The sequence below is a fragment of the Aeromicrobium sp. NPDC092404 genome, assembly GCF_040684095.1.
Classification (GTDB): domain Bacteria; phylum Actinomycetota; class Actinomycetes; order Propionibacteriales; family Nocardioidaceae; genus Aeromicrobium.
This window is the reverse complement of the sequence record NZ_JBFBFI010000001.1, coordinates 924263-939253: the sequence shown is the minus strand read 5'-3', so window position 1 is coordinate 939253 and position 14991 is coordinate 924263. Positions and strand designations below refer to the sequence as shown.

Below are 14991 nucleotides of genomic sequence, written 5' to 3'. Positions count from 1 at the left end.
CGTTCAGCGGACGGTGGCGAACCAGCTGACGATCCGGTCCACGACCGGTCCCGGCGTCTTGACCCAGAGGACGTGATGGGTCGTGCCGCCCTCGGGCACGGCGTCCTTGGCGTAGACCCATCGTGTCGTGGTCGCCGGGTCGAGGAGGGTGTCGACGAACACCTCGGTGGCCTTCGGCACGGCGTACGTGTCGCCCTCGAGCTGCACCACGAGTGACGGCGTCGTGACGCGGTGCGGCACGGCGTACGGCGGACGGCCGGTGCGCACGAAGCGGGCCCACTCGCGCATCAGCGTACGTGCGCCGGGCGCGCCGAAGAACGGCTTGGGCAGGTAGCCCATGACGCGGGTGACGATCGGCACGCTGGTCCCGAGGAAGAGCACGTGCAGCCCGGCTCCTGGGTACGACCGGAAGTGCGGGACGGAGGCGCCGATGGCCACGAAGCCGTCGCTCGGCGGGTGGTGCAGCTCGTGCCCGACGCTGATCTGCGCACCGAGGCTGTGCCCCATCACGATGACCGGGCGATCGGGCTGGTCGGCTCGGGCCTTGGCGACCTCGTCGGCGATCGCCGTCATCTCGTCCGCGTAGCTCCAGTCGTGGGACCGCGACGCGACCGGCTCACCACGCTCGAAGCCACGAGTCGGGAGCGCCTTGGCCTCCCAGCCGCGGCCCTGGAACTCCGCCACGAGGGGCCGGTAGAAGCCGGAGGGCACGGCCATGGCAGCGGAGATCAGGACCAGGGGTGCAGGCATGCGGCACATTATGACATCGGCGCTGTCACGGTCAGGGCTGTCGCGGCCGTGACGTGAGCCACCTCGCCTGATTCCGCTGTGCGGGGCTTGCACCGGCATGCCAGCATCGATGGCATGCCAGGGCCACGACTCGACAGCTATCACGCGCCCGGTGCACCCAAGGCCCTCGTGCTGCTGCTGCACGGCGGGCAGGAGCGCAACCTGGAGCCGGTGGAGAACAAGCACGCGAGCTGGTGGCGCATGGCGTTGCTGGCGCGGTCGCTCCACACGTTCGCCGACCAGCACGACCTGTCGCTGTCGCTCCTGCAGTACGCCCAGCGCGGCTGGAACTCACCGAGCGACCCCGCGCCCGTACGCGACGCGCGGTGGGCTCTCGACCGGCTCACGGCAGAGCATCCCGGTGTGCCTGTCGTCCTCGTCGGCCACTCGATGGGCGGCCGCACGGCCTGCCGGGCCGCCGACGACCCGGCCGTCGTGGGCGTCGTGGGGCTCGCGCCGTGGTTGCCGCCGGGGGAGCCAAACCGCGGCATCGAGGGCCGACACCTGCGGGTGCTGCACGGCACCGCCGACCGATGGACCTCCGCGGCCGCCAGCAAGGCGTACGTCGAGCGCAGTCGCGGGTTCACTGCGAGCGCCTCGTGGACGCCGCTGCCCGGCGCCGGACACTTCATGGTCCGCCGCGTGTCGACCTGGCGGCGCTTCGTGGAAGACTCGGTCACGGAGATCCTGACCGCCACCTCGCACGAGGAGGCCCCGAACAAAGGCACTGCGTGACCGACCTCGTGGCGTACGTCGTCGCCCTGGCTGCTGCGCTGGTCGCGGCGTTTGCCGGCTGGCACACGTACCGGCGGCTGCCGTTCAGCAACCCGCTGTTCTACGCCGTCGCGGCGCTCGAGGTCCTGCTGATCGGGATGCTGGTCGGCGGGTCGATCGCCGTCGGCTCGACCGACCGTGACGTCGACGGCGTGCTGTTCGTGTCCTACCTCGTCACGATCGTCGTCATCCCGCCGGCCGCGGTGCTGTGGGGGATCGCCGAGAAGTCGCGGTGGGGCACGGGGGTCGTCGTCGTGGCGATGGTGACGGTCGCCGTCCTGTGCGTCCGCCTGCTCGGCATCTGGAAGAACGCGTATGTCTGACACGTCGCACGGCTTCGGTCGCGTGCTCGTCGCGGTCTACGCCGTGTTCGCCCTCGCCGCCTCGTCGCGATCGATCTTCCAGCTGGCGACCAAGGCGGACGAGGCCCCGTTCGCCTATTCGTTGTCGGCGGTCGCCGGCCTGGTCTACGTGGTCGCCACCATCGCCCTCGCCCGCAGCAGGCGCGGTCTCGCCCTCGCGACGATCGGCATCGAGCTCCTCGGTGTGCTCGTCACGGGGGTGCTGTCACTCGTCGACGACTCGCTGTTCCCGGACCAGACGGTGTGGTCGGACTTCGGGGCGGGCTACGGCTTCGTGCCGCTCGTGCTACCCCTCGTCGGGCTCTGGTGGCTCCGGCGGACGTCCTCGTCAGGGCAGAGTTAAGGCCCTACGCACTCATACCGCGTAGGGCCAGTTCCATTGAATCCCGGCACCCCGTCGAGGGTCGGTAGCGACACGGAGAACACCGCATGAATTCGGACTACGTGCTCGTGTCGCGCTGGCAGGTCGAGCGCAGCCGAGATGCGCTGTGGGACGTCCTGGAGGCGCTGCTGGCCACGCCTGACCCGCTTCCGTGGTGGCCGTCGGTGCAGGTCACGGCGTACGACGGTGACGATCTCGACCTCCGTGCCGCGAGCGTGTTCGGCTATGCGGTGCGGTTCCGGCTCGGCGACCTGGTCGTCGAGCGCCCGCATCGCCTGAGCTTCACGTCGGAGGGCGACCTTCGGGGTCGCGGCGAGGTCACCTTCGTCGAGCTGACGCCGAAGAGCTCGGCCATGGACATCGACTGGCGGGTCGCGACGGACCGCCGGTGGATGCGGTGGACGGCGTGGATCCTGCGCCCGGTGTTCGTCGCCGGGCACCACGTCGTCATGCGCCAGGGCGAGAAGCACCTCAACCGTTGGCTGCGCGAGCATCCCGCACCCCGCGATGTGTGACGAAAAGCGCGTCAAAAGGACTGGTTGACGCTCCTATCGTCACAAAACTCGGGGGACTGGAGGCCAGGCGGGGGAGAGCGTCACGACGTCGCCGATGATCGTGATGGCCGGGGGCTGGGCGTCGACGGCCTCGGCGCGCTCGGCGATGGTCTCCAGAGTCCCGACCGTCACCCGCTGCTCGTTGCGGTAGCCGCTCTCGACGAGCGCTGTCGGTGTCTCGGGGTCGTGTCCGGCGGCGATCAGCTCGGTCGCGGTCTCCGCCAGCCGCTTGACCCCCATCAGCATCACGAGGGTGTGCGCGCGATGACGGGGCAGGTCGGCCAGTGACTCGTGCCCCGTGACGACGGTGAAGCCGCGCGAGACCCCGCGGTGCGTGACGGGGATGCCGGCGGCGGCCGCGACCGAGATCGCGCTCGTGACTCCGGGCACGACCTCGACGGGGATGCCGGCGTCGCGGCAGGCGATGAGCTCCTCGCCACCGCGGCCGAAGACGTACGGGTCGCCGCCCTTGAGGCGGACGACGATCTTGCCCTGCTTGGCGCGGTCGACGAGGATCGCGTTGATCTCGTCCTGGGGGATGGGGTGGTGATCGGGCTTCTTGCCGACGTCGATGACCTCGACGTCGGGCGGCAGCTCGGCCAGCACGCCGTGAGGAGCCAGGCGATCGACGACGACGACGTCGGCCTCGGCGAGCAGGCGCCGGCCACGCGTCGTCAGCAGTCCGGGGTCACCGGGTCCGCCGCCGACGAGGGCGACGAAGCCGTCGGGGTGGTGCGTGCGATGGCGCAGCGGCAGCTCGCCGGACTGCAGAGCCGCTGCCACGCCGTCCCGCAGGGCTGCCGCCCGGCCGGCGTCGCCGCCGCCGCTGATCGCGACGGTCACGTCGTCAACGCGCGCCACGGCCGGTGACCAAGCGGTGGCGTGGTCGGGGTCGCCGCCCTTGAGGCACCAGACCTGCTGCGCCTCGGCGTCGTCGGCGACCTGGCCGTCGACGACAGGGTCCGCCGTCGCGGTCTGCACGAGCCAGGCGCCCTCGAGGTCTCCGGACCGGTACGTCCGCTGGACCCACTCGACCTCGCCACGGTCGATCGACGAGGCGAGGGAGTCCGAGACCAACGGCGCGATCACGACGACCCGGGCACCTGCGTCGAGGAGCGAGAGCGTGCGCCGGGTCGCGACGTGCCCGCCGCCGACCACGACGACCTTGCGCCCGGCCACCCGGAGGGTCAGGGGGAAGCTGCCGCCTGCTCCCGAGCTCATACGAGAACTGTAGTCTCGCCGATCGCGTCGACCTCGGCCTTGGTGTCGAGCAGTGCATCGCCGACCATGCCGGCGGCCAGCGTGCCGCCATCCTGAGCGTCGATCAGCAGGAACGCGCCGGTGCCGCGGGCGTGGATGTACTCCTCCGCGGGGATCGGTGTTGCCAGCCGGAGCGTCACGTGGCCGATGTCGTTGAGCCCCAAGGAGTCGGCGGGCAGCAGCCTGGCGTTGTCGAGGTCGAGCTTGCCGCCGATGACCTTGACCATGGCCTGCACCGTGCGGGTGCCGTGCTTGAGCAGCACCTTGGTGCCCGGCACGAGCGAGCCCTCCGCGAGCCACGCGATCGTCCCGTCGATGTCCTGCGTGACCGGCGGGACGCTGCGGGAGGTGACCAGCAGGTCGCCGCGCGAGATGTCGATGTCGTCGGCCAGCCGCAGGGTCACCGACTGGGGCGCGTACGCCTCGGTGAGCTCCTTGCCGGCGAAGTCGATACCGGTGACGGTGCTCGTACGGCCGCTGGGCTGCACCGTGACGGCGTCGCCGACACGGACCAGGCCGGAGGCGATCTGCCCGGCATAGCCGCGGTAGTCGCGGAACTCGTCGCCGGCGGCGGACTGCGGGCGGATCACGAGCTGCACGGGGAACCGGAGCGGCTCGGACTGCGGGGATCCGACGGGGGAGAGCTGCTCGAGGTACGTGAGCAGGCTGGGGCCGTCGTACCACGGCGTACGGGTGGAGCGATCGACGACATTGTCGCCGTCGAGGGCGGACACCGGGATCGTCGCGACGTCGTACAGGCCGAGGCTGCGGGCCGACGCCAGGACCTCGTCGGAGACGCGCTCGTAGGTCTGCTCGTCGAAGTCGACGAGGTCGATCTTGTTGACCACGACGATCACGTGGGGGACCCGCAGCAGTGACGCGACGGCGAGGTGTCGCCGGGTCTGCTCCTGGATGCCGTGACGGACGTCGACCAGCAGCACGACGACGTCGGCCGTGCTGGCCCCGGTCACGGTGTTGCGCGTGTACTGCACGTGTCCGGGGCAGTCGGCCAGGATGAACGAGCGCTCGGCGGTCGCGAAGTAGCGATAGGCCACGTCGATCGTGATGCCCTGCTCACGCTCCGAGCGCAGCCCGTCGGTCAGCAGCGCGAGGTCGGCGGAGGCGAGCCCGCGGTCGCGGCTGACCCGTTCGACCGCGTCGAACTGGTCGGCGAGGACGGACTTCGAGTCGTACAGCAGGCGCCCGACGAGGGTCGACTTGCCGTCGTCGACCGACCCCGCGGTCGCGAGGCGGAGGAGCGTCCTCATCAGAAGTAGCCTTCCTTCTTGCGGTCCTCCATGGCGGCCTCGGAGGCACGGTCGTCCGCGCGCGTGGCGCCACGCTCGGTGAGCCGCGTCGCGGCCACCTCGACGATGACGTCGTCGACCGTCACGGCGTCGCTCTCGACGGCGCCGGTGCACGACATGTCGCCGACCGTGCGGTAGCGGACCTGCCGCTTCTCGACGACCTCGCCGTCACGGGGCTGCGACACCTCGCTGACGCTGATCAGCATGCCGTCGCGCTCGAAGACCTCGCGCTGGTGCGCGTAGTAGAGCTCGGGCAGCTGGATGTCCTCGGCGCCGATGTACTGCCAGACGTCGAGCTCGGTCCAGTTGCTGAGCGGGAAGACGCGTACGTGCTCGCCCGGCCGGTGCTTGCCGTTGTAGAGGTTCCACAGCTCCGGGCGCTGGTTGCGCGGGTCCCACTGCCCGAACTCGTCGCGCAGGCTGAACACGCGCTCCTTGGCACGGGCCTTCTCCTCGTCGCGACGCCCGCCACCGAAGACCGCGTCGAACTTGTTGCTCGTGATGCCGTCGAGCAGGGGCTGCGTCTGCAGCTGGTTGCGCGTGCCGTCGCTGCGCTCGCGGAGGCGTCCGTCGTCGATGTAGTCCTGCACGCTGGCGACCTCGAGGCGCAGGCCGAGGCGCTCGACGGTGGCGTCGCGGAACGCGAGCACCTCGGGGAAGTTGTGCCCGGTGTCGACGTGCATCACCGGGAACGGCACCGGCGCGGGCCAGAAGGCCTTGACGGCGAGGTGGAGCATGACGACCGAGTCCTTGCCGCCTGAGAACAGGAGCACGGGACGCTCGAACTCCGCAGCGACCTCCCGGATGATGTGGATCGCCTCGGACTCCAGCCACTCGAGCTGGGTGAGCCGTCGTTCGTCTGTCAGGGTCATCGGTGCCTTGTCGTGGTGCGGGTCTGGTGCGGGGTCAGGCGTGCAGGCCGCACTCGGTCTTGTCGAGCCCCGCCCAACGGCCCGCGCGCGGGTCCTCGCCGGGTGCGACGCGGCGGGTGCACGTGGCGCAGCCGATCGACGGGTAGCCGTCATTGACCAGCGGGTTGACGATGACGTCGTTGTCATCGGCGTACGCCAGCAGGTCGTCGAACGACCAAGCAGCCAGGGGGTTCACCTTGACGAGCCCGTTCTTGTCGTCCCACGTCACGAAAGGCGTGTTGGCACGGGTCGGCGCCTCGTCACGGCGCACACCGGTGATCCAGACCTCGTAGCCCTGGAGCGTGTCGTGCAGCGGCTCGACCTTGCGCATCTGGCAGCACAGTGCCGGGTCGCGCTCGTAGAGCCTCTCGCCGAACTCCGCGTCCTGCTCGGCGACGCTGCGCCGCGGCTTGACGTCGACGATCGAGAGCTGCATCGACGACTCCACGGCATCGCGGGTGCCGATCGTCTCGGCGAAGTGGTATCCGGTCTCGAGGAAGAGCGTGTCGACCCATGGGAGGTGTCGCGCGACCACGTGAGGCAGGACGGCGTCAGCCATCGAGCACGCGACCGCGGTGCGGTAACCGAACTCCTCGGCGACCCACGCGAGGACCTCAGCGGTGTCGCCGTCGGCGAAGCGCAGCTCGGCCGCCTCGGCGATCGCCTTGAGCTGGGCGTTGCTGCGCCGGGGTGCGAGGAGGGACTCACGCGAGGCGAGGTGAGCCGTGCGCTCCTCGTCGTGCGCGATCTGCTGCTGACGCCGCTCGGCAAGGGTGAGGGCCGTGGCCATGCTGCTCACCTCTTCCGGTGCGTCGAACGGTTGACCTGCGCGTTCCAGAATAGGTCGGCCCCGCGTGGCGTCCCAGCACGTGGAGAACTGTCCGCATGACGGAACGCCTGACGGTGACCCACGTCACATGGCGCGATTGAGGACGGCTGCATCGGGGTAGTCCTTTGAGCGGTGGCCACCGCCACCACTGAAGAGAGGGAGAAACAATGGGTCTCATCCTGTTGATCATCGCGGCCATCATCGCGATCTACGGAGTCCTGCGTCTTGTCCGGGGCGACATCTTGATCGGCATCGTCCTGCTGGTCGTTGCATGCCTCGTCGGCCCTGGCGGCTACAGCATCTTCCAATAGTCCTGGCGAGGGGCCGCGCACACGCTGCGCGGCCCCTCGGCATGTCCGGGGCCGGGCATTTCGTCGTACGCTCGACTGCATGCCCCGGTTCATCGAGATCCATCCCGACAACCCTCAGCAGCGCTCCGTCGACCAGGCGGCGGCCGTCATCCGGGACGGTGGGCTCATCGCCTATCCGACCGACTCAGGGTTCGCACTGGGCGCCCAGCTCGGCAACAAGGACGCGCTCGACCGCATCCGGACCATCCGGCAGCTCGACGACAAGCACCACTTCACGCTCGTGTGCAAGGACTTCGCCCAGCTGGGCCAGTTCGTCCACGTCGACAACGCCATCTTCCGTGCGGTCAAGGCCGCGACCCCCGGGCCCTACACCTTCATCCTGCCGGCGACGCGCGAGGTGCCCCGGCGCCTGCTCCACGAGAAGAAGAAGACCGTGGGCGTACGCATCCCGGACAGCCGGATCGTCACCGCGCTGCTGTCCGCACTCGGTGAGCCGATGCTGTCGACGACGCTGATCCTGCCGGGCAGCTCCGAGCCGATGACGACCGCCTGGGAGATCGCGGAGGCGCTCGACGGTCAGGTGGACGCGGTCGTCGAGTCCGGCGCCGACGTCATCGCCGAGCCGACCACCGTCGTCGACTTCTCCGACGGGTCCGCGGAGGTCGTCCGCGTGGGCGCGGGAGATCCTTCTCCGTTCGAGTAGGCCTAGCCGTCGGTCGCGGCCGGGAGCAGGACCCTCACGACGAGCCCGCCGCCCTCGCGGGGTTCAGCGGTCACCTCGCCCTGATGGGCCACGGCCACCGATCGCACGATCGACAACCCGAGACCCGCTCCGGTGGCGGTCGCGAGCCGTTCGCTGTCGAGCCGGCGAAACGGCTCGAACAGCATCGGGATGTCGTACGGCGGCACGTCGGGTCCGGTGTTGGAGACCTCGAGCTCGACCTGCTCGTCGCCGAGCACGCGGGTGCTCACACGAACCCATCCGTCGGGCGCCACGTTGTGGCGGATGCCGTTCTCGACCAGGTTCTGGACGAGCCGCTCGAGCAGCAGGGCGTCACCACCGACCACGGTCTCGGCAACGTCCTCGTGCACGACGACACCGGTTGACGCCGCTTCCATCGCGGTGTCGGCGATGACGTGCTCGACGACGTCCGCGAGGTCGACCGGCGCGTGGTCGATGATCTCGTTCTCGGTGCTCGCGAGCAGGAGCAGCCCGGTGATCAGCCGTTCGTGCCGGCCGTTGATCTCCAGCAGGTCGTCGCCGAGCTGGACGAGGTCGTCCGAGGCGTTCTTGCGATGCATCGCGATCTCCACCATGGCGCGGCTGAGCGTGAGCGGCGTGCGCAGCTCGTGCGAGGCGTTCGCCACGAAGCGGCGCTGGCCGGCGAACGAGCGGTCGAGCCGCTCCACCATCAGGTCGAACGTGTCGGCCAGGTCCTTGACCTCGTCATCGGGTCCGCGCAGCGCGATGCGCTCGTGCAGGCCGCGCTCGGCGACGGGAGCGGCGGCGATGCGCCGAGCGGTCTCGGTGACCTGCCGCAACGGCGCCAGCGTACGCCCGGCGATGAGCCAGCCGAAGGCGACGGCGACGCCGCCCACCATGGCCAGCGCGATGCCGCCCTGCGTGATGAGGGAGGTCGTGGCGGCGTTCTCGATGCGGCTCCGTTCGCTCAGGAGGAACTTCTGGGCACCCGGTCCCGTGAGCTGCTCGCCGTCGCGGCTCACCACGATGTCGTTCGCCAGCTCGTCGGGCGTGGTGGCCTCGCCCAGCGGCGAGGTCACCCGGACGTTGCCACCATGGGTGATCTCCTGGTGGAACAACGCGTACGTCGACCCGAGCAGCACAATGCCCGCCCCGAAGAACAGGCCGCCGTAGATCAGCGTCAGCCGCGCCCGCAAGGTGATCCGCTGGGGGAGCACCCGGCGGAGCTTCATGATCGTCATGGGATCCGGTACCCGACGCCGGTGACGGTGTCGACGAGCGACGGCTCGCCGAGCTTGCGCCGCAGCTTGTGGATCGTGAGTCGAACGGCGCCGGTGAACGGATCGGCGTTCTCGTCCCACGCCTTCTCGAGCAGCTGCTCGGCCGAGACCGTGGCACCGTCCGCGCGGAGCAGCTCGGTCAGCACGGCGAACTCCTTCTTGGACAGCGGGACGTAGCGGTCGCCCCGGAACACCTCGCGTCGAGCGGGGTCCAGCGTGACCTCGCCGCGGCAGAGGACGGGCGGCACGGCGGGACGGGACCGGCGCCCCAGTGCCAGCACCCGGGCGGCCAGCTCCTGGAACGCGAAGGGCTTCGTCAGGTAGTCATCGGCTCCGATCGCGAGGCCCATGACCCGATCGGTGACCTCGGCCGCAGCCGTCAGCATCAGCACCCGCGTCGACGCGGGGGAGTCGACGATGTGCCGGCACACCTCGTCGCCGTGGATGATCGGGATGTCCCGGTCGAGCACGGCGATGTCGTAGTCGTTGACCGTCAGCCGCTCGAGCGCGGCAGAGCCGTCGTGGGCCACGTCCACCGCGTGGGACTCGTCGCGCAACCACTCCGCGATCGCGTCCGCGAGCCTGGGCTCGTCCTCCACCACCAGTACGCGCATGCACCTGCTCCTTCGTCGGCTCCGCCCATCGTGCTGGAGCCCGCGTTTCCTCGACGTTAGCGACGACGAGCCGGCTGACAGGAAGGTTCGAGCGGAAACACAGGGGAAACTCAGACCCGCGTTCGATGGGGTCATCGGTCGGACTCGCCGGCCGGACGGCACGGAGGAGAACACCCATGAAGCGAACGCACATGCTGCTGGCCGCGCTGTTGCTCGGCGTCACCCTGCTCACCGGTGGATGCGGGTCCGACGGCGGCTCTGACGACGACGTGGCCACCGCGACCGGCAAGGGCTCGGGAGACGGCAAGGAACCTGACGCAGATCAGGACGACGCGCAGGCGCAGGGCCTGAAGTTCGCGAAGTGCATGCGGGAGCACGGCGTCGAGATGGCGGACCCCAAGGGCGGCCGGATCGAGATCCAGGGTCGGCCGGGCCAGAACAAGACGATGGAGAGGGCGCAGGAGGCCTGCCAGAAGTTCCTGCCGCAGATCTCAGGAGCCGACCGCAAGGCTGCCAGCGAGGACGCGTTGAAGTTCTCGCAGTGCATGCGCGAGAAGGGCGTCGAGGAGTTCCCCGACCCCAAGGGCGGCATGATGCGCATGACCGAGGACATCGCCAAGGATCCAGACTTCGAGACCGCGCAGGAGGCCTGCCAGAAGTTCATGGGCGGTCCCAAGGACGTGCGGGGTGAGGCATCGTGAGGCTCCGGCGGAGCGCAGCCGGAGGCAGTCGTGACGGACGAGCCCGAGGGCGCAGCCGGGCACGAACGGCGGCCGTCGTCGCGGCGGTTGCGGTCGTGCTCGGCGGGATCGCCGCGGCGGTCCTGGGACCCGGCATCGGGGACGGCAACCGGGCGAGCGCCGACACCCCGTTGCCGCCGAGCACCACGAAGGTGACGCGGGAGACACTGCTCGACACCAGCACGACGTCCGCGGTGCTGGGCCACGGTCCGGCCACGACCACCAGCAGCAGGCAGGCCGGCACCGTGACGAGGCTCCCGGCTGTGGGGACGAAAGTCTCGCGCGGCGAGGCGCTCTACGAGGTCGACGACGTACCCGTGACCGTGATGTACGGCGGTCTCCCGGCGTACCGCGATCTCCGAGAGGGTGTCGAGGGCTCTGACGTAAAGCAGCTCGAGGCGAACCTCGCAGCCCTGGGCTACACGGGGTTCGACGTCGACGAGGAGTTCACGGCCTACACCGCAGCGGCGGTCGAGCGGTGGCAGGAGGACCGAGGTCTTGAGGAGACCGGTGTCATTGCCCTCGGCAGCGTGGTCTTCGCGCCCGGCGCGGTGCGCGTCGACAGCCTGGCTGCCGAGGAGGGCTCCGCCACCGCGCCCGGGCAGGAGGTGCTCTCGTTCACCGGCACGTCCAGGGCGGTGACCGTCGAGATCGACACCGAGGACCAGCGACTGGCCAGGAAGCGCAGGACGGTGGTGGTCGAGCTGCCCGACGGAGAGCGGGTCAAGGGAGTCATCTCTGACGTGACGACCGTCGTCGAGCCGGGGGAGGCCGGCCAGGAGGACGAGACCAAGGTCGAGGTGACGGTGGACCTGCTCGGCAGGAAGGCGCAGAAGGCGGCGGCACCGTTCGCCATGGCGTCGGTCGACGTGACGTTCACGGTCGACCGTCGCAAGGACGTGCTGACGGTGCCGGTCGCGGCACTGCTGGCCCTGCAGGAGGGCGGCTTCGGCCTCGAGGTCGTCAAGAGTGGCCGGTCGACGTACGTGCCGGTCACCACCGGGCTGTTCGCAAACGGCAAGGTCGAGGTCTCCGGCACGGGCATCTCGCGCGGCACGGTCGTCGGGATGCCCGCGTGATCGCCCTCGACGGCGTCACCAAGATCTACCCGGGCGGCGTGGCGGCGCTGGCCGGCGTGTCCCTGCGCGTACGACCGGGTGAGCTCGCAGCGATCGTCGGACCGTCCGGGTCCGGCAAGTCCACGATGCTGCACGTGATCGGTACGCTCGACCGTCCGACGGCCGGGACGGTCCGCATCGACGGGCACGACGTGGCCGATCTCGGCGACGCCAACCTGTCGGCACTGCGGGCCGACCGGATCGGGTTCGTGTTCCAGCAGTTCCACCTCGCGGGCGGGACCTCGGCCCTCGACAACGTCGCCGACGGGCTGCTCTACACCGGTCTGCGGCAGTCACATCGAAGGCGGCGAGCCGCCGAGGCGCTGGAACGCGTCGGGCTCGGGTCGCGCCTGACGCACGAGCCGCACGAGCTCTCCGGAGGCGAGAAGCAACGGGTCGCGATCGCTCGGGCCGTTGCGGGCCAGCCCGCCTTGCTGCTGGCGGACGAGCCGACCGGCGCCCTGGACTCGGTCGCGGGCGCCGGCGTCATGAATCTCCTTCGCGAGCTCAACAGCGAGGGCACGACCGTCGTGATCATCACGCATGACCGCTCGATCGCCGATTCCCTGCCACGCCAGGTGCGGATGCTGGACGGTCACGTGGTCGAGGACTCGGCTCGTCGACGGACGGAGGCGTCGGCATGAGCGCGGCGCTGCCGACCCCGGCGCGGATGTGGCCCCGGGATGTCTTGAAGGTCGGAGCGGTGGGGCTGCGGACCAGGCCGATGCGCGCGTTCCTCTCGTCGCTGGGCATCGCCATCGGCATCGCGGCGATGGTGTCCGTGGTCGGCATCTCGTCGTCGTCGCAGGCCGAGCTCGACCGCCAGCTCGACGCCCTGGGCACGAATCTCCTCACGGTCACACCGGGACAGACCTTCGGTGGTGACGAGGCGACCCTGCCGGACGCTGCCGAGTCGATGGTGGCTCGCATCGGCCCGGTCGACTCCGTGTCGGCGGTCGGCGAGGTCAAGGGTGCCAACGTCTACCGCACCGACAGGATCCCCGAGGCCGAGACCAGCGGGATCACGGTGCTGGCAGCGCGTACCGGCCTGCGCTCGGCCATCGGGATCGAGCTGAGCAGCGGCACCTGGCTCAACGCGGCGACGAGTCGCTATCCCGCTGTCGTGCTGGGCGCGAAGACTGCCGACCGGCTGGGCATCAGCCGCGCGGGTGCGGACACCGCCGTGCTGGTCGGCGGCGAGTGGTTCACCGTCGTGGGCATCCTCGAGCGTGCCCCGTTGGCTCCGGAGCTCGACACGGCGGCGCTGATCGGCTGGCCCGTGGCCGAGGCGCTGCTGGACTTCGACGGTCACCCGACGACGGTCTACACCCGGTCGGACCCGGCGAAGGTCGAGCAGGTGCAGTCCGTGCTGGGCGCCACCGCCAATCCGGAGCAGCCCAACGAGGTCGAGGTCTCACGACCTTCGGATGCCTTGGCGGCGCAGAAGGCCGCCGGTCAGGCGTTCACGGGGCTCTTGCTCGGCCTCGGCGCAGTCGCCCTGCTGGTCGGCGGGGTCGGGGTCGCCAACACGATGGTGATCTCGGTGCTCGAGCGACGCGCGGAGATCGGCTTGCGGCGGTCTCTCGGTGCCACCCGGCGGCAGGTACGCCTGCAGTTCCTCGCGGAGTCGCTGCTGCTGTCGACCCTCGGCGGCGTCGGGGGAGCGGTGCTGGGTGCACTCGTGACGGCGGGCTACGCGACGTACCAGGACTGGCCCACGATCATCCCGGGCTGGGCCGTCGGCGGCGGCGTGCTGGCCACGTTGGGCATCGGGAGCCTGGCCGGGCTCTATCCGGCGATCCGGGCGTCCCGGCTGTCGCCGACCGAGGCACTGGCGGCGCCGTAGCGACAACCGCGCCCTCAGGCGACCGGAGCGGTGCGGCGTTGCGAAAACATGACGAGCGGGACGGTCAGGGTGATCATCCCGATGCCCAGCAGCATGAGCTGCTCGGGCGAGATCGCGTTGAGTGCGAGCGTGCTCAGCAGCGGCGCGGCGAACCCGACGTAGGTGAGGCTGTAGAACACCGCATTGAGGGTGCCGAGATCGGCCGGGTGGGCCAGGGCCTCCACGGTCGTGAGCCCGCCGACCAGGCTCAGCCCGTAGGCGGTGCCGAGCAGCATGGCCGCCGGGACGACGAGCCAGGTGGCGTGGGTCGTCGCGAGGAGCAGGCCGACCAGCAGGCCCGCCGCCGCGGCGCCCAGCCCGGCGCTGATCACGAGTCGTGGGTCGCGGAGTCGCCTGCCCAGCGGCTGGACCGCGACGCCGGTCCACAACGTCAGACCGGTCAGGGCTCCGGTCACCGCAATCGGCGCGAGCTCGATGTCGACGAAGGTCGGGATGGTCGCGAAGCTCGTCGCGGCCGCGCCGAAGACCCATGGCGCCGTCAGCGTGACCCCGAGGACGAAGGGCCGCGAACGCATGGCCCGCCACGCCTCGGACCGGCGGCGCGACTCGTCCTGGGTCCTGGCGACGGACGGTTCCGGGGCGTGCCATGCCAGCACGGTGACACCGAGCATCAGCACGAGGTGCGGCACGTACGGCAGGACGGTCGGCGCGGGGAGCCACTGGCCGAGGAAGCCCGCGATGAGCGGGCCGGAGCCGAAGCCGGCCGACAGGGCCAGGGTCGCGCGACGAGCGCCGGTGCCGGGCGGACCGTCCGACGACAGCTCCTTGACCCAGGCGGTGCCCGGCGCGAACGCTGCGCCGGACGCGATGCCGGCCACCAGGCGGCCCAGCAGCAGCACGACGAGGTGGTCACCGCCGACCAGGAGGATGACGGTCGCGATGAACGAGAGCACCAGCACGGGCCGCATGACCCGGCGCCGGCCGATGCGGTCGGAGATCGGCGCCACGACGAGCAGCGCAGGGATCAGTCCCAGGGCGTAGGCGCCGAACAACGCCGTGACCGCTTCGCTGGATGCGCCATCCTCGTCGCGGTAGACCAGGAGCATCGCGGCGAACTGGTTGGCACCCCATCCCACGGCGAATAGTGCCGCCGCCACCCGCAGCCATGCAGGAACGCGGGACGTCAGTGGCACGACGTCACTGTAGGGCGA

At 70.4% G+C, this 14991-nt stretch carries 18 protein-coding genes; 10 read left to right on the top strand and 8 right to left on the bottom strand.

Annotated features, from left to right (window positions below; translation table 11 throughout):
* Positions 1 to 3: 3 nt before the first annotated feature.
* Positions 4 to 750 (bottom strand): alpha/beta fold hydrolase, encoded by a 747-nt coding sequence (locus AB0N22_RS04770; RefSeq protein WP_364636692.1) that lies wholly within the window; start codon positions 748 to 750, stop codon positions 4 to 6.
* Positions 751 to 864: 114 nt separating this feature from the next.
* Between AB0N22_RS04770 and AB0N22_RS04765 the strand changes: the two genes are divergently transcribed.
* The 4 genes from AB0N22_RS04765 (at position 865) to AB0N22_RS04750 (ending at position 2822) form a co-directional block, all read left to right on the top strand.
* Positions 865 to 1524 (top strand): alpha/beta fold hydrolase, encoded by a 660-nt coding sequence (locus AB0N22_RS04765; RefSeq protein ID WP_364636690.1) that lies wholly within the window; start codon positions 865 to 867, stop codon positions 1522 to 1524.
* Positions 1521 to 1886, top strand: coding sequence for a hypothetical protein (locus AB0N22_RS04760; protein ID WP_364636688.1), 366 nt, complete (start codon positions 1521 to 1523; stop codon positions 1884 to 1886). Before AB0N22_RS04765 ends, AB0N22_RS04760 begins: the two co-directional genes overlap by 4 nt.
* Entirely contained in the window at positions 1879 to 2268 is a 390-nt protein-coding gene (locus AB0N22_RS04755) for a hypothetical protein (protein ID WP_364636686.1), read from the top strand. The genes AB0N22_RS04760 and AB0N22_RS04755 overlap by 8 nt, the downstream gene beginning before the upstream one ends.
* An 86-nt stretch (positions 2269 to 2354) precedes the next feature.
* The gene (locus AB0N22_RS04750) at positions 2355 to 2822 is read left to right on the top strand and encodes a hypothetical protein (RefSeq protein WP_364636684.1); all 468 of its coding nucleotides are present in this window, start codon (positions 2355 to 2357) and stop codon (positions 2820 to 2822) included.
* A gap of 39 nt (positions 2823 to 2861) precedes the next feature.
* On the opposite strand, the gene cobA is transcribed toward AB0N22_RS04750, so the two are convergent.
* From cobA to AB0N22_RS04730, 4 genes are read right to left on the bottom strand one after another with little or no spacing between them, the layout of a single operon-like run.
* Positions 2862 to 4082, bottom strand: a complete 1221-nt coding sequence (gene cobA / locus AB0N22_RS04745; protein ID WP_364636682.1) for a uroporphyrinogen-III C-methyltransferase — start codon at positions 4080 to 4082, stop codon at positions 2862 to 2864.
* A complete protein-coding gene (locus tag AB0N22_RS04740) occupies positions 4079 to 5389 on the bottom strand; it encodes a GTP-binding protein (protein ID WP_364636680.1) in 1311 nt (436 codons plus the stop codon). The genes cobA and AB0N22_RS04740 overlap by 4 nt, the downstream gene beginning before the upstream one ends.
* On the bottom strand, positions 5389 to 6300 hold the full coding sequence (cysD, locus tag AB0N22_RS04735) for a sulfate adenylyltransferase subunit CysD (RefSeq protein WP_364636678.1): 912 nt from the start codon (positions 6298 to 6300) through the stop codon (positions 5389 to 5391). The genes AB0N22_RS04740 and cysD overlap by 1 nt, the downstream gene beginning before the upstream one ends.
* Positions 6301 to 6334: 34 nt before the next feature.
* Positions 6335 to 7129 (bottom strand): phosphoadenylyl-sulfate reductase, encoded by a 795-nt coding sequence (locus AB0N22_RS04730; RefSeq protein WP_364636676.1) that lies wholly within the window; start codon positions 7127 to 7129, stop codon positions 6335 to 6337.
* Positions 7130 to 7335: 206 nt separating this feature from the next.
* Here AB0N22_RS04730 and AB0N22_RS04725 point away from each other — a divergent pair, with 206 nt between their 5' ends.
* Together AB0N22_RS04725 and AB0N22_RS04720 are read left to right on the top strand one after the other, a co-directional pair.
* Positions 7336 to 7479, top strand: a complete 144-nt coding sequence (locus tag AB0N22_RS04725; RefSeq protein ID WP_364636674.1) for a GPGG-motif small membrane protein — start codon at positions 7336 to 7338, stop codon at positions 7477 to 7479.
* A gap of 79 nt (positions 7480 to 7558) precedes the next feature.
* Entirely contained in the window at positions 7559 to 8182 is a 624-nt protein-coding gene (locus AB0N22_RS04720) for an L-threonylcarbamoyladenylate synthase (RefSeq protein WP_364636672.1), read from the top strand.
* A gap of 2 nt (positions 8183 to 8184) precedes the next feature.
* Here the strand turns inward: AB0N22_RS04720 and AB0N22_RS04715 are convergent, their stop codons facing one another.
* On the bottom strand, positions 8185 to 9423 hold the full coding sequence (locus tag AB0N22_RS04715; protein ID WP_364636670.1) for a HAMP domain-containing sensor histidine kinase: 1239 nt from the start codon (positions 9421 to 9423) through the stop codon (positions 8185 to 8187).
* A complete protein-coding gene (locus tag AB0N22_RS04710) occupies positions 9420 to 10076 on the bottom strand; it encodes a response regulator transcription factor (RefSeq protein WP_364636668.1) in 657 nt (218 codons plus the stop codon). The genes AB0N22_RS04715 and AB0N22_RS04710 overlap by 4 nt, the downstream gene beginning before the upstream one ends.
* A gap of 176 nt (positions 10077 to 10252) precedes the next feature.
* Between AB0N22_RS04710 and AB0N22_RS04705 the strand changes: the two genes are divergently transcribed.
* From AB0N22_RS04705 to AB0N22_RS04690, 4 genes are all read left to right on the top strand, one after another.
* Complete coding sequence (locus tag AB0N22_RS04705; protein ID WP_364636666.1) at positions 10253 to 10777, top strand: hypothetical protein; 525 nt, start codon at positions 10253 to 10255, stop codon at positions 10775 to 10777.
* Between the two features lie 95 nt (positions 10778 to 10872).
* Positions 10873 to 11895 (top strand): peptidoglycan-binding domain-containing protein, encoded by a 1023-nt coding sequence (locus AB0N22_RS04700; protein WP_364636664.1) that lies wholly within the window; start codon positions 10873 to 10875, stop codon positions 11893 to 11895.
* The gene (locus tag AB0N22_RS04695) at positions 11892 to 12578 is read left to right on the top strand and encodes an ABC transporter ATP-binding protein (RefSeq protein WP_364636662.1); all 687 of its coding nucleotides are present in this window, start codon (positions 11892 to 11894) and stop codon (positions 12576 to 12578) included. Before AB0N22_RS04700 ends, AB0N22_RS04695 begins: the two co-directional genes overlap by 4 nt.
* The gene (locus AB0N22_RS04690; RefSeq protein ID WP_364636660.1) at positions 12575 to 13780 is read left to right on the top strand and encodes an ABC transporter permease; all 1206 of its coding nucleotides are present in this window, start codon (positions 12575 to 12577) and stop codon (positions 13778 to 13780) included. Before AB0N22_RS04695 ends, AB0N22_RS04690 begins: the two co-directional genes overlap by 4 nt.
* A 14-nt stretch (positions 13781 to 13794) precedes the next feature.
* On the opposite strand, the gene AB0N22_RS04685 is transcribed toward AB0N22_RS04690, so the two are convergent.
* Entirely contained in the window at positions 13795 to 14973 is a 1179-nt protein-coding gene (locus AB0N22_RS04685; protein WP_364636658.1) for an MFS transporter, read from the bottom strand.
* Positions 14974 to 14991: the final 18 nt, after the last annotated feature.